Origin of the sequence: Streptomyces sp. NBC_00239, from assembly GCF_036194065.1 — a bacterium.
In the GTDB taxonomy this organism is placed as follows: Bacteria; Actinomycetota; Actinomycetes; order Streptomycetales; family Streptomycetaceae; genus Streptomyces.
The window spans coordinates 5,639,822-5,656,731 of record NZ_CP108095.1 but is presented as its reverse complement, the minus strand read 5'-3'; the positions used below and the strand labels follow the sequence as shown (position 1 = coordinate 5,656,731).

The following is a 16,910-nucleotide window of genomic DNA, read 5'->3' as shown; positions in this document are numbered from 1 at the left end:
TCACGCGGCCTACCCGCCGTTCCGTCCTACCCGGCAGTAGGGCAGCATGAGGGCCCCATCACGCACGCACCGCCCGCCCCGGAGGCACCCATGGCACCCACCGCCGCCCCCAAGCCGGAGATCCTCGCCGCCTTCGAGGCCGCCAAGGGCTTCATGCCGGTACGGGAGGGGCTCGCGCTGTACGGGGCGGCCGTCGAGGCCGGCGCGCTCGGGCTGCCGCTGCTGGAGGTCGGCACGTACTGCGGGCGTTCCGCGATCCTGCTCGCCGATGCGGCGCGGGCGGCCGGGCAGGTCCTGGTCACCGTGGACCACCACCGGGGCAGCGAGGAGCAGCAGCCGGGGTGGGAGTACCACGACCCGACCGTCGTGGACCCCGAGGTCGGACTGATGGACACGCTGCCGACCTTCCGGCGGACGCTGTTCCGGGCCGGGCTGGAGGACCACGTCCTCGCCCTCGTCGGGCGGTCGCCGCAGGCCGCGGCGGTGTGGGGCGGCCCCCTCGGCCTGGTCTTCATCGACGGCGGCCACACGGACGAGCACGCCACGGCGGACTACGAGGGCTGGGTGCCGCACCTGGCGGTGGGCGGGACGCTGGTGATCCACGACGTCTTCCCCGACCCGGCCGATGGGGGTCAGGCGCCGTACCGGATCTACTGCCGGGCCCTCGCCTCCGGCGCCTTCACCGAAGTCTCGGTGACGGACTCCCTCCGCGTCCTCCGCCGCACCACCCCGGGCCTCTGACCCTGCCGGGTCCGAACCCCACGCCCGCCGGGACGCGAGCGCCCCCTCCGGCCCGCCGGCCAACCCTGCGCAACTTCAGCCCCGCCGGCCAACGCTGCGCAAGTTCAGCCAGCCCCGCCGGCGTTTGAGGCGCGGGGTTTGGGGCGGAGCCCCAAGACAACCCGGCTGACGCCGGGCACCGGGCTCCGCCCCGACCCGCTCCTCAAGCGCCGGAGGGGCTGAAGGGGTGCGCAGGGTCACCGGGCTCCGCCCCGACCCGCTCCTCAAACGCCGAAGGGGCTGGTAACGCCCCGGGCGTCGGCGAGGCCGGGGTCGCCGGCACGGCCGACTCGGCCTGGGGCCACGCCTCAAACTCCGGCGCAGGCGGGGGCGGCGGCGCTCCGGGCAGGGGATAACACCCGCAAGCAAAGCGCAGCGGACTAGCATCGCGGACGTGCCGTACGACGACAGCCCCCCGCCCCCGGAGTCCGCCGCCTCGATCGCGCCCGGCCCGCAGCCCTGGTTCCTGCGCCGGTCCACCCTGGCCGTGGCGCTCGCCGCGCTCGCGCCCGTCTGCCTGGCCGGCTGGGTGCTGACCCAGGCGCTCGCGGACGACGGCGAGCCCGCCGCCGGGCAGCCCGTACCGCCGCCCGCCGCGAGCCCCTCCCGGGCGGGTCACTCCGGCGACGCGAAGGCCCGGCCGGTCCCGCACGCGAGCGCGACCCCCACCGCCGCCCCCACCGCCGCCCCCGGCACGGGCCCCGGCGCCGGCACGCCCACCAAGGCCGCCCCGCCCGCCCCGGCGGGCCGCGGCCCGCTCGCCGGCCGCACGGTCGTCGTGGACCCCGGCCACAACCCGGCCAACTTCCAGCACGCCCGCGAGATCAACCAGCAGGTCGACATCGGCACCGGCCGCAAGGAGTGCGACACCACCGGCACCACCACCAACTCCGGCTACAAGGAGGCGGACTTCAGCCTCGACGTGGCCCGGCGGCTGCGCCAGGAGCTGGAACGCCAGGGTGCCCGCGTGGTGTTCACCCACGAGGCGGAGCGCCCGTTCGGCCCGTGCATCGACGAGCGGGCGAGGATCGGCAACGAGGCGGCCGCGGACGCCGTCGTCTCGGTCCACGCTGACGGCTCGTCCGCGGGCAACCGCGGCTTCCACGTGATCCTCCCGGCCAAGGTCAAGGGCGGCGCCTCGGACACTGCGGCGATCGTCGGCCCGTCCCGCGAACTCGGCGAGCGCATCGCCGGGAACTTCGTACGGACCACCGGACTCGCCCCTTCCAACTACGTGGGCGGCGGCACCGGTTTGGTGGTGCGCAGCGATCTGGGCGGACTCAACCTGTCGAAGCGGCCCAAGGTGTTCATCGAATGCGGCAACATGCGTGACGCCAAGGACGCGGCGCTGCTGACGAGTCCGCAGTGGCGGCAGAAAGCCGCCCAGGGCATCGCGGACGGCATCGTCGGGTTCCTGGGCGGGTAGTCCCTGAACGGGCAGGGTCCATGGACGCGGCGCGTCGTCCCTGGACAGGCGGTGCAAGAGCGGGGGCCCGCGCCCCGGCCCGCTCCGCCGCGGAGACCATCCGTACCATGGTCCCCGCCCCGCTCCGCCACTCACAGCGACCGCGGCACCACGACACGACCGAGACCGAGAAGGACACACAAGTGAACATCCGCTCCCTCACTCGAGGCGACGGCGTGGTGATCGGAGCAGCGGTGTTGCTGTTCATCGCCTCGTTCCTCGATTTCTACTCCGTCGACGGGCTCGACATGCCGAGCGCATGGGACACCGACACCTTCGGCCTCGTCCTCCCGTCGCTCTTCCTGCTGGGCTTCATCGGCACCGGGCTGCTGCTCGCCTCCCGTTTCCAGCCCGAGTCCCGCCGGCTGGCGGGCGTGCCGATGTCCGCGTGGGGCACGGTGCTGCTCGTCGCGGCGGCGTGGACCTCGCTGTGGACGCTGATCCTCAGCCCCGACCGTGCCGACCTGGGCGCGGGCGCCATCCTGGCCTTCCTCGCCACGATCGTGCTGGCCGGCTCGACCCTGTTCGGCGACAAGGTGCCCGCGCTCAAGGGCCCGCTGCTGCCCGCCCCCGGCCCGGCGCCGGTGGCCCCGTACGGCGGCCAGCCCGGCCAGCAGCAGCCCGGCGGTTACGGGTACCCCGGCCAGCAGCAGCCCTTCGGCGGGCAGCCGGCGGCCCCGTACGGCGGACAGCCGGACCCGGCGCAGCACCACGGGCAGCAGCACGGTCAGGCGCACGGGCAGCCCGAGCCGCTTGGCCCGCAGGACCAGCCGGCCGCGGCGCAGCCCGCGGCCCCGGCGTCGGACTTCGCGGCGTTCTGGTTCGCCGTCCCGGCCGCCCGGCCGCTGTTCGCGGAGGACGGCTCGGGTGCGCAGATCGCCGAGCTGGCGCCCGGCACCTGGTACCTCGCGGTGGACCAGCGCGGCCCGGCCGCCCTGGTCGCGCAGACCCAGGACGGCCGCCGCGGCGTCCTCCAGGACACCTCGGGCATCCAGCGCGGCTGAGCCGCCCCGGCGCCCATGTGACGGCCCCCCGCCCTTCCGGGCTGGGGGCCGTTGCCCTACAGTCCCCTGACCGGCAACCTGACTGACGGACCGTCAGATAGTGGCGGCCGTCGGACACCGGCCGCCGCACACGCCACGCCTGGCCGCGCCCGGCCACGCCACGGAGGGGACCTCATGCGCCTCGGACTCGCGCTCGGCTACTGGGGCCGCGGCCCCGCCACCGCCCACCTCGACCTCGCCACCGAGGCCGAGAACCTCGGCTACGACTCCGTGTGGACGGCCGAGGCCTGGGGTTCGGACGCCTTCACCACCCTGACCTGGATCGCCGCGCACACCTCGCGGATCCGGCTCGGCACCGCCATCGCGCAGATGGCCGCCCGCACCCCGACCGCCACCGCGATGCAGGCCCTGACCCTGGACCACCTGTCCGGGGGCCGCATGATGCTGGGCCTGGGCCTGTCCGGCCCGCAGGTGGTGGAGGGCTGGTACGGGCGGCCCTTCCCGGCCAGCCCGCTGACCGCGACCCGCGAGTACGTCGAGGTCATCCGCCAGGTGCTGCGCCGCGAGGGGCCGGTGGCGCTCGACGGCCGCTTCCACTCCCACCCGTACCGCGGCGCCGACGGCACCGGGCTCGGCAAACCGCTCAAGCCGATCACGCACCCGCTGCGGGCCGACCTGCCGGTGCTCCTGGGCGCCGAGGGTCCGAAGAACATCGCGCAGACCGTCCGGATCGCGGACGGCTGGCTGCCGCTGTACTGGTCGCCGGTCCGCCCCGACGTGTACGGGCCCGCCCTGGCCGACGTGCCCAAGGGGTTCATGATCGCGCCGATGGCCCGGGCGAAGGTGTGCGACGACGTCGCCGAGGGCCTGCTGCCGGTGAAGGCCATGCTCGGCTTCTACATCGGCGGGATGGGGCACGCGGCCCGGAACTTCCACGCCGACCTGATGGGACGGATGGGGTACGAGGCGGAGGCCCGGCGGATCCAGGAGCTGTTCCTCGCGGGGCGCAAGGAGGAGGCGGTGCTGGCCGTCCCGGACGCCTTCGCCGACGAGATCTCGCTGGTCGGGCCGCGCGAACGGATCGCCGAACGCCTGGACCTGTGGCGCGCCGGCCCGGTGACCGACCTCCTCGTCACCGCCCCCGACCCCCACACCCTCCGCGTCCTGGCCGACCTGAACTCCTGACCCCCGGCCCCCCGACCCCCGGGGGCCCCCCGCACCCTCCAGCCCCTCCGGCGCTCGAAGAGCGGGCCCGGGCAGAGCCCGCCAACCCCCCGCACCCTCCAGCCCCTCCGGCGCTTGAGGAGCGGGTCCGGGCGGAGCCCGGTGCCCGGCGGAGCCGGGTTGCTCTTGGGGCTCCGCCCCAAACCCCGCGCCTCGAACGCCGGCGAGGCTGGAAGTTGCCCGCCCGCAAAGGCAGGGGGGGCGGGGTCGGGGCGGAGCCCCAGGGGGTCAGCCGCCTGCGAGTTGGCCCGCGCTGGGGACTTGGTCGGTGACCTCCGCGCCGGCACTCTTGCCCGCGTCCTTCACACCGTTGATGACGTTCTCGAAGGACGAGATGTCCGCATCCCCCGCGTCACCCTTCCGCAGCTTCGACCCCAGCCCCTTCAGCGACTCGATGCCCGCGGTCAGCGGGGCCACCGCCTTGGACAGCAGCGGGTCTCCCTTGGCGTTGTTCACGGCCGCCTTCAGCCGGTTGTACGCGAAGGCACCCGCTAGACCCGCCTTGATGAGCGCGAAGGTCCGGCCCTTGGTGCCCTTCTTGAACTTGCCCGCCTTGTACGGCTTGATGATCCACTGATAGGTGGCACCGGCCGCGAGCCCGGCGTTGGCGACGAAGCGCGTCTTGGCGAACTTCTGCCGCTCGGCGGAGGTACTCGGCGAGGGCTCGGCCTCCACGGCGGCCACGACCTCGGCCTCGGCCGCGACCTCGGCCTGCCACTGGACCTGCGCGGCCTGCACCTGCAAGGCCTCGAACTGCTGCGCGTAGGCCGCCGCGGTGAGGGACAGGGGCTCGGCCCCGCCCAGTCCACTGGACCCGGCGCCGCCGGCGCCGGCGCCGCCGGAGCCCCCGCACCCGGTGGCCCCGACGACCAGCGCGGTGGACAGCGCCAGAGCCGTCAGGGCGCGGCGGATTCGGATGGTTCTGGGTATGGACACGGTTTCCTCCGGGGGAGTGAGGTGTCCTCCGCAGGTTCACCCGTATGCGCGGCCCCCGCCACTCGGGTGCACCCGTTCGGGTCGCCCGTCAGCCTCGCCGGCGTGGCTGGAGTGGCCCGCTACGGCTGACCTCGCTCCCGGCGCGCCGGACCCCGGTCAGGCCGGGCAGCAGTCGGGGGCCAGGCCCGACGGAAGGGCCGCGGCGCCGAAGACGGCGGTGGTGGGTTCGTCGCCGCCGAGGGCGGCCACCGCCAGGAGCAGCGAGCCCGCCGTCCACGTCGTCTGCTCGACCGGCCACACCGCCCGGTCCTCGTACACGTAACCGGTCCAGTACATGCCGCCGTCGGCCCGCAGGTGCCCGATCGACCGCAGGATCTCCAGCGCCCGGTCCGACTCCCCCATCGCCCACAGCGTGAGCGCGAGCTCGCAGCTCTCGCCGCCCGTCACCCACGGGTTCGGGAGCACGCACCGCACCCCCAGGCCGGGGACGACGAACTCGTCCCACCGCGCCTCGATGCGCGCCTTCGCCTCGGCGCCGGTCACGGCGCCGCCGAGGACGGGGTAGTACCAGTCCATGGAGTAGCGGTCCTTGTCGAGGAACCGCTCCGGGTGCCGTCGTATCGCGTGACCGAGCGCGCCGGCCGCGAGTTCCCAGTCGGGCTGCGGCTCCTCCCGGTGCTCGGCGATCGCCAGGGCGCAGCGCAGCGCCTGGTGCACGGACGAGGATCCGGTGAGCAGCGCGTCGGTGACGGCGGCGCCGTCCGCCTCGCGCTTCCAGCCGATCTGGCCGCCCGGCTGCTGGAGCCCGAGGACGAATTCGACGGCCGCGTAGACCACCGGCCACATCCGGTCGAGGAACGTGTCGTCGCCGGTCGCCAGGTAGTGGTGCCAGACGCCGACCGCGATGTAGGCGGTGAAGTTGCTTTCCTTGCCGGCGTCCTGCGGGGCGGTCGTGTCCACGCCCTCGGGCCGGTCGGCGTAGGCCGCGTACCAGGAGCCGTCGGCGTTCTGGTGCCGCGCCAGCCACTCGTACGCGCGTTCCGCGGCCGCGTGTTCCCCGGCGGCGTCCAGGGCCATGGCGGCCTCGGTGTGGTCCCACGGGTCGAGGTGGTGCCCGCGGAACCACGGTATGGCGCCGTCCGCGCGCTGCGCCGCGAGGATGCCCGCGACCGTCTCGGCCGCCTGCTCCGCGGTCAGCACCCCGGGCAGGACCAGGTGTTCGGTGCGTTCCGGCGAGCTCACTTGGCGGCGCCGGCGGCGTCGACGGGAAGGTGCGGCTTGGTCGCGTACGCCACGAAGCTCTTGCCGATGACCGGGTTGAGGGCCTGCTCGGCGAGGCGGGTCGCGAGGGGCTTCTTCATGATGTCCCAGACCAGGAGCTTGTGGTACGCCTTGACCGGCAGCGCCTTGTCGTTGTCCACGCCGAAGGCGCACTTGAGCCACCAGTACGGGGAGTGCAGTCCGTGCGCGTGGTGGGTGCCGTACGGCTTGAGGCCGGCCTGCTCCATCTTGGCGAGCAGTTCGTCCGCCTTGTAGATGCGGATGTGGCCGCCCTCGACCTCGTGGTAGGCGTCGGAGAGCGCCCAGCAGATCTTCTCGGGGCCGTAGCGGGGCACGGTGATGGCGATGCGGCCGCCCGGCTTGAGCACGCGCACCATCTCGGCGAGCACGCCCTTGTCGTCGGGGATGTGCTCCATGACCTCGGAGATGATCACGACGTCGAAGGACTCGTCGGGGAAGGGCAGCGCGAGCGCGTCGCCCTCCATGGCGGTGGCGGTGGCGCCGGCGGGGGCCTCGCCGGCCTCCTTCATCGCCGCGAACCACTTGGCGACCTCGCGGATCTCCTCGCCGTTGCGGTCGACGGCGACGACCTGGGCGCCGCGCCGGTAGCACTCGAAGGCGTGCCGGCCGGCGCCACAGCCCAGATCGAGTACGCGATCGCCTGCGGCGAGCGGGAACCGGGAGAAATCGACGGTCAGCACGAGGTCCTGCCTTCGCGGTCGAGGGGGTGAGAGTGGTGCGGGGGGTACGGCGGGTGCGTCGTCGCGCGGGGGAAGTGCGTCATCGCGTGGGGTGGGTCCGGTGGCCGCGGATCAGCGCGCGCCGTCGGCACTGCCGGTACGGGTGGTACGGGCGGTGCTGCCGGTGAGGGCGGCACTGCCGGTACGGGCCGGGCCGGCGGCGCGGGCGATGGCGGCGCGGTAGTGCGCGACGGTGCCCTCGGCGGCCTTGGCCCAGGTGAACCGTTCCAGGACGCGCTCGCGTCCGGCCGCGCCGAGGCGGGCACGCAGCTCGGCGTCGTCGAGCAGCCGGCCGAGGGCCGCGGCGAGCGCCCCGGCGTCGCCCGGCGGCACGGCGAGGCAGGTGACGCCGTCGGCTCCGGCGACCTCGGGGATCGCGCCGCCGGTGGTGGCGACGAGCGGGGTGCCGGTGGCCATGGCCTCGGCGGCGGGCAGCGAGAAGCCCTCGTAGAGGGAGGGCACGCAGGCGATCTGGGCGCTGCGCACGAGGTCGACGAGCTCGCTGTCGCTGATGCCCTTGACGAACCGGACGGCGTCCTGGAGCCCGTACGTCTCGATGGCGCGGGCGACCGGGCCCTGCTCGGCGCGCTTGCCGACGACGACGAGGTGGGCGCCGGGCTGCTCGGTGCGCAGCTTGGCGAGGGCCTCGACGAGGTGGACGAGGCCCTTGAGCGGTACGTCGGCGCTGGAGGTGGTGACGATCCGGCCCGGCACCTCGGCGACGGCCGGGTCCGGGGACCACAGCTCGGTGTCGGCGCCGATGTGCACGACGTGGATGCGGTCGCCGCGGACGCCGAGGTCGTCGGAGATCTCCTGCTGCGAGGAGCCGGAGACGGTCAGGACGGACGGCAGCCGGCGGGCGACGCGGCCCTGCATGCGCGTGAAGCCGTACCAGCGGCGGACGGAGGCCCGCTTCTTGCGGTCCTTCGCGGCGGCGAGGTCGAGCTTGCGGTCCACGGTGATCGGGTGGTGGATCGTGGTCACCAGGGGTGCGCCGAGGTCCGCGAGGAGGCCGTAGCCGAGGGTCTGGTTGTCGTGGATGACGTCGAACTCGCCGCGGCGGGCCGCGAGGTGGCGGCGGGCGCGCAGCGAGAAGGTCAGCGGCTCGGGGAAGCCGCCGGTCCACATGGTGGCGACCTCCAGCGCGTCGATCCAGTCCCGGTACTCGCCGCGCTTCGGCGTCCGGAACGGGTCGGGCTGGCGGTACAGGTCGAGGCTGGGGAGTTCGGTGAGCGAGAGCCCGCCGCCGGGGACGCCGTCGGTGACCTCGTCGAGGACCGCGTACGGCTGTGCGCCGATCACTTCGACGGTGTGGCCCAGGCGCGCGAGTTCGCGGGAGAGGTGCCGGACGTACACGCCCTGGCCGCCACAGAACGGGTTCCCTTTGTACGTGAGGAGTGCGATGCGCAACGGGCGGTCGCCGTCAGTGGCGGAACCCGTGAAAGGGCTCTCCACCATGGCCTCAGCGGTCACTCCCGGCCCCCTTCTCACTGCACTTTCGGCGGAGCGTAACCGCTCGGATAATCTAGAACAAGTTTCAGACTTGATCCGTCGAAGACCATTGAATCTACCGGCCGGAAACCACACCGTAAGAGGCGGAGCAGGTGATTCGCGCCACGACCGCAGCTCCTGCCATGCTGTGCCACCGGACCGGCCCCCGGACCCCTTCGGGGACGCCTCCGGACGGCCCGGGGAAGCCCACGGAACACGCGACGAGATGGGACACATGACAGCGGAAGCCAAGCCCGTCACCCCCGCCTCCGGGGCCCTGACCGAGCGCCAGGAGGCGCGTCGGCGGCGGATCCTGCACGCGAGTGCGCAGCTGGCGAGCCGGGGCGGCTTCGACGCCGTGCAGATGCGGGAGGTCGCGGAGGCGGCGGGCGTCGCCCTGGGCACCCTGTACCGCTACTTCCCGTCCAAGGTGCACCTGCTGGTGGCCACCATGCAGGACCAGCTCCAGCACATGCACACGACGCTGCGCAAGCGCCCGCCGGCCGGCGAGGACCCCTCGGAGCGGGTCGCGGAGACGCTGATGCGGGCCTTCCGCGCGCTCCAGCGGGAACCGCACCTCGCGGACGCCATGGTCCGCGCGCTGACCTTCGCGGACCGCAGCGTGAGCCCGGAGGTCGACACCGTCTCGCGGCTGACGACGGCGATCATCCTCGACGCGATGGGCCTGGACGCCCCGCCGACCGCCGAGCAGCTGTCGGCGGTCCGGGTCATCGAGCACACGTGGCACTCGGCGCTGATCACCTGGCTGTCGGGGCGGGCGTCGATCGCCCAGGTGAAGATCGACATCGAGACGGTCTGCCGCCTCATCGAACTGACGGCCCCGGAAAAGCCCTGACCGAAAAGGCCTGAACCCGCCGCCGGGGCCGCCCGCGGCGGCGGGGTCGCGCCGGGGCCGCCTGCCCGGCGCGGGGTCGACGGCAGGGAAGGAGTCGACGGCAGGGAAGCCCTACCGCGCCCCCGCCCCCTCCCCTTCCCCGGTGAGCAGATCCATCTCCTTCTGCGTGAACTTCCCCATGCAGGCGTTCTCGGTGGCGTTCAAGAACACCGCGGCCATCGGCTTCAGGGCGTGGTGGGTCGCGTACAGCGTCCAGCCCCGCTTGGTGAGCACGGTCCGCACCGAGCGGCCCTTTCCGCCCGCGCCGGGCTGCTCGCTGCGGGCCTCTTCCGCCCAGCCCGTCTTCGCCAGGGCGGTGACCACGGCCTGGTACTTCTTCCCGGGCTCGGATACGAACTCCCCGGCGCCGGTCCCCATCCACTGCCAGCCGGCCGTGCAGGCCGCGGCCCTGGCCTCCAGCTTCTGCTGCTGCGTGGCCCCGGGCGGGGCCGAGGCGGCGCCCGACGGCAGGGACTTGGGCATCCCCTTGCCGGGCAGCGCGGCCGTACGCGCCGCCGCGTCGATCTCGGCCTGGACGGCGTCGCGCCCCAACGCGCCGGTGCCGGCCGGGGCCGGCTCCTGTACGGCGCCCTTGGACGCGCCCGTGGCGCCGTCGGACCCGCCGTCGCCCTCCGCCGAACAACCCGCGAGAACCAGCACCGTCCCGGCTGCCGCAACCGCCCACTTCTTGCCGTACATCCGCCGTCCCACCCTTGCCGCGCCGCCGGACCCGTTCCGTCCACCGGTCGCCGCAGGAGTGTGCCACACCGCGGCACCCGTCCCCGCCGGCGTGCGAGGCGGGCACTGGGGCAACCTCCAGCCTCGCCGGCGTTTGAGGCGCGGGGTCTGGGGCGGAGCCCCAGGACTGCAACCCGGCTGGCGCCGGGCACCGGGCTCCCCCCGGACCCGCGCCTCAAACGCCGGCGAGGCTGAGGATCGCCGCCGAGGCAGCGGGTCCCCGGGCACCGGCAAAGCGGGTGTTGCAGCCCCGGGCACGGCAAGGCGGATGTCCCAGCGCCGGGCACCGGCAAAGCGGATGTGGCAGCCCCGGGCACCGGCAAGGCGGATGTTGCAGCCCCGGGCACCGGCAGGGCTGGAGGGCGGGCTACTCCTCCGGTGGGAACACCGGTTCGCCGGATTCGGCGAGGGTGATCATGATCGCCTCGACCGGACACCCCTCCGCCGCCATCAGCACCGGCTCATTCGCGTCCGTGTCCGCCACCACCGCATGCGCCTGCCTCGCAGAGTCGAGCGCGAAGCCGGCCGGCGCGTGGTTGACGCACATGCCCGAGCCGATGCACACGCCCCGGTCGACCTCGACGTGCCAGCGGTCCCCCATCAGGCGCCGGCCCCGGGCACGTAGCCGGCGGGCAGGTGGATCATCTTGTGCTCCAGGTACTCGCTCAGCCCCTCCGGCCCGAACTCCCGCCCCAGGCCGCTGTTCTTGTATCCGCCGAAGGGCCCCATCATGTCGAGGCTGAACGTGTTGACGTTGTACGTTCCGGTCCGCACGCGGCGCGCGAAGTCGATGCCGTGTTCCACGTCCGCCGTCCAGACGCTGCCGCTGAGCCCGAACTCCGAGTCGTTGGCGATCTTCGCCGCCTCGTCCTCGGTCCCGTACGGCAGCAGGCAGACGACCGGTCCGAAGATCTCCTCGCGGGCGATCCGCATGGAGTTGTCCACGTCGCCGAACAGGGTCGGCTCCACGTACCAGCCGCGCTCCTGCGCCGCCGGGGCCCCACCGCCGGTGAGGACCTTGGCGCCCTCCTCCTGGCCGAGCCTGATGTAGTCGAGGGAGCGCTGCTGCTGCCGCCGGGCGACCAGCGGGCCGATCTGGGTCGCCGGGTCCAGCGGGTCGCCGACCACCAGCGCGCCGGCGGCGGCCGCGAGGGCCTCGGCGAACTCGTCGTAGCGGCTGCGCGGGGCGAGGATGCGGGTCTGGGCCACGCAGGCCTGCCCGTTGTTCATCCACGCCGACTGGATCAGGCCGGGGACGGTGGTGGCGAGGTCCGCGTCCGGCAGGATCACGGCGGCCGACTTGCCGCCGAGCTCCAGGGTGACCCGGGTCAGGTTGCGGGCGGCGACCTCCATGACGCGCCGGCCGGCCGCGACGGACCCGGTGAAGGCCACCTTGTCGACGCCCGGGTGTCCGACCAGGTACTCGCTGACCTCGCGGTCGGCGGGCAGCACGGACAGCACCCCCTCGGGCACTCCGGCCTCGGCCGCGATCTCGGCCAGCAGGTACGAGTCGAGCGGGGACTCGGGCGACGGCTTGAGGATCACCGCGCAGCCGGCCAGCAGGGCGGGGCCGAGCTTGGCGGCGGCGACGAACTGCGGGACGTTCCAGGGCACGACGGCCGCGACCACGCCGACCGGCTCCCGGCGCACCAGGATCGGCCCGAGCGCGCCCTGCCGGTGCTCCTCGTACGCGAACTCCCGTGCCACGTTGATCGCCGCGTCGTAGACCATCATCGGTCCGAGCGCCTGCGCGAGCACGCTCCACGAGTACGGCGAACCGTTCTGCGAGCTGATCGAACGGGCGATCTCCTCGTGCCGTACGGCTATCGCGTCCTTGATCGCGGCGACCACGGCGATCCGCTCGTCGAGGCTCATCCGGGGCCACGGCCCGTGGTCGAAGGCCTGGCGCGCGGCGGCGACGGCCCGGTCCACGTCCTCCCGGGAGGCGTGCGGGACGCGGCCGATGACCTGCTCGGTATGGGGCGAGACGACATCGATGGTGGCGCTGCCCAGCGGGTCCACCCACTCCCCGCCGATGAACAGCTTTCCGTGTTCCACGAGCTCGGTCATGGCTGATGCCTCCTGCGGCCCCGGCGCTTCCTGACGCTGTTTCAGAACTGATACCAGTTCTAGTTCCAGGAGTCCACGGCCGGGACGGAAGACCCCCGGAAGACCCGTCGGAGGGTCGGCGGCGGGATCCGGCGGTCACTCAAGAACCGTGACAGGTAGTCGACTTGGGCTACCAATGGAACGAGTTCTCGTTAAAGTGAACGGAAGACAGGGGGCTGCCATGCCAGAGGTGCCGCAGGCGTCACAGGATGCGTACGGGTCGTCCGGGCCGCGGGGGTCGTCCGGGTCGCCGGGTCCGGACGGGTCGCCGGGCCCGGACGGGTCGCCGGGCCCGGACGGGTCGCCGGGCGCGGGCGGTTCGCCGACACCGGCGCCGGCGCACGGCTCCGCCCACGACTCCGTCGGCGTGACGGATCACGGTGGGGGTGTCTGGGGGATCCGGGTGCCGATTCCCGACAATCCGCTCGGGCACACGCTCGTCCACGTCCTCGACACCGACCGCGGCCCGGTGCTCGTCGACACCGGCTGGGACGATCCCGCCTCGTGGGACACCCTGGTCGCGGGACTCGCCGCACTCGGCATCGACGTCGCGGACGTCCACGGCGTGGTCATCACCCACCACCACCCCGACCACCACGGCCTGTCCGGCCGCGTCCGGGAGGCCTCCGGCGCGTGGATCGCCATGCACGCCGCCGACACCGAGGTCGTCCGGCGGACCCGCGAGGTCGACCCGGGCGTCTGGCTCGACTACCTCGGCGACAAGCTCGCCGCCGCCGGCGCCCCCGAGGAACACCTGGCCCCGCTGCGCGCCGCGCGGGACTCCGGCCGGACACGCACCCTGCCCGGACTGAACGCGGCCCTGCCCGACCGTGAGATCGAGCCCGGCGAGCTGCTGCCGCTGGCCGGGCGCCGGCTGCGGGCGATCTGGACCCCCGGGCACACGCCCGGGCACGTCTGCCTGCACCTGGACGAGGCGCACCCGGCGAACCTCCCCGGCAACGGCCGCCTCTTCTCCGGCGACCACCTGCTGCCCGGCATCTCTCCGCACATCGGCCTGTACGAGGCCCCCGACGAGCACGGCGTCACCCGGGCCACCGACCCGCTCGGCGACTACCTCGACTCCCTGGAACGGATCGGCCGCCTGCGACCCGCCGAGGTGCTCCCGGCCCACCAGTACGCGTTCACCGACGCGCCGGGCCGGGTGCGGGAGCTGCTCGCGCACCACGAGGAACGGCTGGCGGGGCTGCGGGAACTGCTGCGCGAGCCGTTGACTCCGTGGGAGTTGGCGGAGCGGATGGAGTGGAACCGGCCGTGGGAGCAGATCCCGTACGGCTCGCGGAACATCGCCGTCTCCGAAGCGGAAGCGCACCTGCGCCGTCTCGTCAAACAAGGCCGCGCAGAACCCGTCCCCACCACCACCCCCACCCGCTACCGAGCCCTCTGACCCCACCCCCAGCCCCTCTGGCGCACCCCCAGCCCCTCCGGCGCTTGAGGAGCGGGCCCGGGCAGAGCCCGACAACCCCGCGCACCCCCAGCCCCTCCGGCGCTTGAGGAGCGGGCCCGGGCAGAGCCCGGCAACCCCGCCCACCCCCAGCCCCTCCGGCGCTTGAGGAGCGGGCCCGGGCAGAGCCCGACAACCCCGCGCACCCCCAGCCCTCCGGCGCTTGAGGAGCGGGCCCGGGCAGAGCCCGGTGCCCGGCGGAGCCGGGTTGCCTTGGGGCTCCGCCCCAAACCCCGCGCCTCAAACGCCGGCGAGGCTGGAAGTTGCCCCCAGGGCACCCGCCAGGCCGGGGGTGGGAGCCCCAGGGCACCGGCGAGGCTGGGGATTGCCGCACGCAGCGCCGACAAGGGCTGGAAGTTGCCCCCAGGGCACCCGCCAGGCCGGGGGCGGGAGCCCCAGGGCACCGGCGAGGCCGGGGGTTAAGCCCCAGGGCACCGGCGAGGCGGGAGGTGGCACATCAGGGCATTGACCAGGCCGGGCGGGGCCGCCGGGCGCAGGCGGGTCGGCCCGGGCAGGTCGGGGCCGGGCGGGGTCATCGGGCCCGGGCGGCGGGGCGGGCGGGTCGGGGGAGGCGGCCGGTAGAGTGGGGCGGTCGTTATCACTCCGCTTGGGGGAAGACCGGTGAGAACCCGGCGCTGACCCGCAACCGTAAGCCGCCAAGCCGCGGCGAGCCGGACCACCCGACCGGACGTGCACGGCTCGCGCCACCGACCCCGGTGGCCGGCACCGTCGAGGTATACGGAGCCGGAGCCCGGTACCCCCGCGTGCCGTGTCTGCTCCGCTCCCCAGCAGGAGAGGCACCCGCCCGCCATGAACGTCCGCCGCAGCGCAGCCGCGCTCGCCGCCTCCGCCGTACTCTGCGTGGTCGCCGCCCCCGCCGCGTTCGCCGCGCCTTCGCCCTCTCCCGCCCCGGTGATCCCCTCGGGCCTCTACGGCAAGAACGACCCGACGTACGACGGCGTGTGGCGCCAGTCCCTGGCGTTCCTCGCCCAGCACACGGCCGGTCTCAGGCCCGCCGGCCAGGCCGTGGACTGGCTGGCCGGCCAGCAGTGCGCGGACGGCTCGTTCGCCGCCTTCCGCGCCGACGCGTCGAAGGCCTGCGACGCCAAGACGATGGCCGACTCCAACGCCACGGCCGCCGCCGTGCAGGCGCTGGCCGCGGTCGGCGGCCGCGAGGCCACCGTCAAGAAGGCCGTCGGCTGGCTGAAGTCCGTACAGAACGAGGACGGCGGCTGGGCGTACAGCCCCGGCCCCGGTGCGCCCAGCGACGCGAACTCGACGGCCATCGTCGCGGGCGCCCTGGCCGCCGCCGGCGAGAAGCCGGACGCGGTGAAGTCGAAGGGCGGCAAGACCTCCTACGACGCGCTGACCGTGCTGCAGCTGGCCTGCGAGCAGAAGGGCGTCTCCACCGCCGCCGACATGGGCGCGTTCGCCTACCAGCCGGACAAGGCGGGCAAGCTGCCCGCCAACGCGGACGCGACGGCCGCCGCCGCGCTCGGCGTGCTCGGCAAGGGTCTGGTCGTCGAGGCTCCGAAGGCCGACGTGCCGATCGCCTCGAAGCCGGTCGCCTGCAAGCGCGGCCCGCAGGACGCGGCGCAGTCCGCGATGGGCGCGGCCGACTACCTGGCGACGACGATGGCGAAGACCGGCGACCACCTGATGTCCGCCATGCCGGGCGCCACCGACCAGCCCGACTACGGCAACACCGCGGACGCGGTCGTCGCCCTCGCGGCCGGCGGCCACAAGGCGGCCGCCGCGAAGCCGCTGGCCTGGCTGGAGAAGAACCACGGGGCGTGGGCGAAGACGGCCGGCCCCGCCGGGTACGCGCAGCTGATCCTGGCCGCGCACGCGGCCGGCGCCGACCCGAAGGCGTTCGGCGGCACCGACCTGGTGGCACAGCTGAACGCGCAGGGCCCGGAGGCCTCCCCGGTGACCGGCACGTCCGGCGACGCGAACGACGCCCGGGAAGAGAAGAAGGACGACTCTTCCGGCAACCAGAACATCGTGTGGATCGTCGGCGCGGGCGCGGTGGCCGGCATCGGCATCGGCATCCTGCTGAGCGGCCGCCGGAAGAAGCAGCAGCCGTGATCCGCCGGCGCCTCGCGGTCCTGCCCCTGGCGGTGGGGATCCTCCTCACCCTGCTGGGGGCGGGCCCCGCGCTGGCCGCCGGCTACCGGTACTGGTCGTTCTGGGACGGCGTCGGCGGGCGGTGGACGTACGCGTCCCAGGGGCCGTCCCTGGTCCGGCCCGCCGACGGCGACACGGTCGGCTTCCGCTTCTCGGTGAGCGAGGACTCCGCCGATTCGTCGAAGCCGCGGTCGGCCCCCGACTTCGCGAAGATCTGCGCGGCCACCCCGGCCGAGGACGACCGCAAGCGGGTGGCCCTGGTCATCGACTTCGGCGAGGCGGCGGACGCCCCGCCCGGCGAGACCCCGCCGACGGCCGCCCCGCGCACCGCGTGCGCGTCGGTTCCGCCTGCCGCCTCGGCCGCCGAGGCCCTGGCCTCGGTCGCCAAGCCCCTCCGCTACAACAGCGCCGCCCTCCTCTGCGCCATCTCCGGCTACCCCCGCCAGGGCTGCGGCGACCAGGTGGCGGCCCGCGAACCGGCCTCGACCCCGGGGACGTCTCCGGGCACGGCCCCGGGAACGGCTCCGACCGCCGAGTCCGACGACGGCGGCGGCCCCTCCCTCGGCCTGCTCGCCGGCATCGCCGCCGTCCTGGCCCTCGCCGCAGCCGCCGTCCTCCAGTCCCGCCGCCGCAACCGATGACCCCCGAGGACCCGAAA

The 16,910-nt window shown here is 74.3% G+C and carries 15 protein-coding genes; 8 read left to right on the top strand and 7 right to left on the bottom strand.

All coding sequences use genetic code 11. The features are described from left to right. Positions 1–90 precede the first annotated feature (90 nt). From OG764_RS24880 to OG764_RS24865, 4 genes are all read left to right on the top strand, one after another. A complete protein-coding gene (locus tag OG764_RS24880; protein ID WP_328970642.1) occupies positions 91–741 on the top strand; it encodes a class I SAM-dependent methyltransferase in 651 nt (216 codons plus the stop codon). Between the two features lie 433 nt (positions 742–1,174). Next, positions 1,175–2,206 (top strand): N-acetylmuramoyl-L-alanine amidase, encoded by a 1,032-nt coding sequence (locus tag OG764_RS24875; protein WP_328970641.1) that lies wholly within the window; start codon positions 1,175–1,177, stop codon positions 2,204–2,206. 182 nt (positions 2,207–2,388) lie between these two features. Further along, positions 2,389–3,249: a hypothetical protein gene (locus OG764_RS24870; RefSeq protein WP_328970640.1), complete on the top strand. Its 861-nt coding sequence runs from the start codon at positions 2,389–2,391 to the stop codon at positions 3,247–3,249. Positions 3,250–3,423: 174 nt separating this feature from the next. Beyond that, positions 3,424–4,434 carry an LLM class F420-dependent oxidoreductase gene (locus OG764_RS24865; protein ID WP_328970639.1) on the top strand — a complete coding sequence of 337 codons (1,011 nt, stop codon included), beginning with the start codon at positions 3,424–3,426 and terminating at the stop codon, positions 4,432–4,434. Between the two features lie 267 nt (positions 4,435–4,701). Here OG764_RS24865 and OG764_RS24860 read toward each other — a convergent pair whose 3' ends face one another. The 4 genes from OG764_RS24860 to OG764_RS24845 all read right to left on the bottom strand — a co-directional run bounded on the left by OG764_RS24860 (position 4,702) and on the right by OG764_RS24845 (position 8,903). Further along, a complete protein-coding gene (locus tag OG764_RS24860) occupies positions 4,702–5,403 on the bottom strand; it encodes a hypothetical protein (RefSeq protein ID WP_443056240.1) in 702 nt (233 codons plus the stop codon). A 162-nt stretch (positions 5,404–5,565) separates the two neighbouring features. After that, positions 5,566–6,651, bottom strand: coding sequence for a prenyltransferase (locus OG764_RS24855; protein WP_328970638.1), 1,086 nt, complete (start codon positions 6,649–6,651; stop codon positions 5,566–5,568). Beyond that, positions 6,648–7,391: a class I SAM-dependent methyltransferase gene (locus OG764_RS24850; RefSeq protein WP_328970637.1), complete on the bottom strand. Its 744-nt coding sequence runs from the start codon at positions 7,389–7,391 to the stop codon at positions 6,648–6,650. The genes OG764_RS24855 and OG764_RS24850 overlap by 4 nt, the downstream gene beginning before the upstream one ends. 111 nt (positions 7,392–7,502) lie before the next feature. Beyond that, on the bottom strand, positions 7,503–8,903 hold the full coding sequence (locus OG764_RS24845; RefSeq protein ID WP_443056036.1) for a glycosyltransferase family 4 protein: 1,401 nt from the start codon (positions 8,901–8,903) through the stop codon (positions 7,503–7,505). Between the two features lie 253 nt (positions 8,904–9,156). Between OG764_RS24845 and OG764_RS24840 the strand changes: the two genes are divergently transcribed. Continuing rightward, positions 9,157–9,777 carry a TetR family transcriptional regulator gene (locus OG764_RS24840; protein ID WP_328970636.1) on the top strand — a complete coding sequence of 207 codons (621 nt, stop codon included), beginning with the start codon at positions 9,157–9,159 and terminating at the stop codon, positions 9,775–9,777. A gap of 111 nt (positions 9,778–9,888) precedes the next feature. On the opposite strand, the gene OG764_RS24835 is transcribed toward OG764_RS24840, so the two are convergent. From OG764_RS24835 to OG764_RS24825, 3 genes are all read right to left on the bottom strand, one after another. Beyond that, positions 9,889–10,515: a hypothetical protein gene (locus tag OG764_RS24835; protein ID WP_328970635.1), complete on the bottom strand. Its 627-nt coding sequence runs from the start codon at positions 10,513–10,515 to the stop codon at positions 9,889–9,891. A 406-nt stretch (positions 10,516–10,921) separates the two neighbouring features. Then, a complete protein-coding gene (locus OG764_RS24830; RefSeq protein ID WP_328970634.1) occupies positions 10,922–11,155 on the bottom strand; it encodes a ferredoxin in 234 nt (77 codons plus the stop codon). Further along, positions 11,155–12,624, bottom strand: a complete 1,470-nt coding sequence (locus OG764_RS24825) for an aldehyde dehydrogenase (protein WP_328970633.1) — start codon at positions 12,622–12,624, stop codon at positions 11,155–11,157. The genes OG764_RS24830 and OG764_RS24825 overlap by 1 nt, the downstream gene beginning before the upstream one ends. 442 nt (positions 12,625–13,066) lie before the next feature. On the opposite strand from OG764_RS24825, the gene OG764_RS24820 reads away from it, so the two are divergent. From OG764_RS24820 to OG764_RS24810, 3 genes are all read left to right on the top strand, one after another. After that, positions 13,067–14,068, top strand: a complete 1,002-nt coding sequence (locus OG764_RS24820; RefSeq protein WP_443056033.1) for an MBL fold metallo-hydrolase — start codon at positions 13,067–13,069, stop codon at positions 14,066–14,068. A gap of 867 nt (positions 14,069–14,935) precedes the next feature. Further along, on the top strand, positions 14,936–16,213 hold the full coding sequence (locus OG764_RS24815) for a prenyltransferase/squalene oxidase repeat-containing protein (protein ID WP_328970631.1): 1,278 nt from the start codon (positions 14,936–14,938) through the stop codon (positions 16,211–16,213). Beyond that, positions 16,210–16,893 carry an SCO2322 family protein gene (locus OG764_RS24810; protein WP_328970630.1) on the top strand — a complete coding sequence of 228 codons (684 nt, stop codon included), beginning with the start codon at positions 16,210–16,212 and terminating at the stop codon, positions 16,891–16,893. Before OG764_RS24815 ends, OG764_RS24810 begins: the two co-directional genes overlap by 4 nt. The last annotated feature ends 17 nt before the right edge of the window (positions 16,894–16,910 follow it).

What these genes read in the sequence shown, in the direction of transcription:
- OG764_RS24825 (WP_328970633.1), bottom strand. Translation starts at nt 12,624, where the DNA reads ATGACCGAGCTCGTGGAACACGGAAAGCTGTTCATCGGCGGGGAGTGG.
- OG764_RS24840 (WP_328970636.1), top strand. Translation starts at nt 9,157, where the DNA reads ATGACAGCGGAAGCCAAGCCCGTCACCCCCGCCTCCGGGGCCCTGACC.
- OG764_RS24830 (WP_328970634.1), bottom strand. Translation starts at nt 11,155, where the DNA reads ATGGGGGACCGCTGGCACGTCGAGGTCGACCGGGGCGTGTGCATCGGC.
- OG764_RS24880 (WP_328970642.1), top strand. Translation starts at nt 91, where the DNA reads ATGGCACCCACCGCCGCCCCCAAGCCGGAGATCCTCGCCGCCTTCGAG.
- OG764_RS24815 (WP_328970631.1), top strand. Translation starts at nt 14,936, where the DNA reads ATGAACGTCCGCCGCAGCGCAGCCGCGCTCGCCGCCTCCGCCGTACTC.
- OG764_RS24865 (WP_328970639.1), top strand. Translation starts at nt 3,424, where the DNA reads ATGCGCCTCGGACTCGCGCTCGGCTACTGGGGCCGCGGCCCCGCCACC.
- OG764_RS24835 (WP_328970635.1), bottom strand. Translation starts at nt 10,515, where the DNA reads ATGTACGGCAAGAAGTGGGCGGTTGCGGCAGCCGGGACGGTGCTGGTT.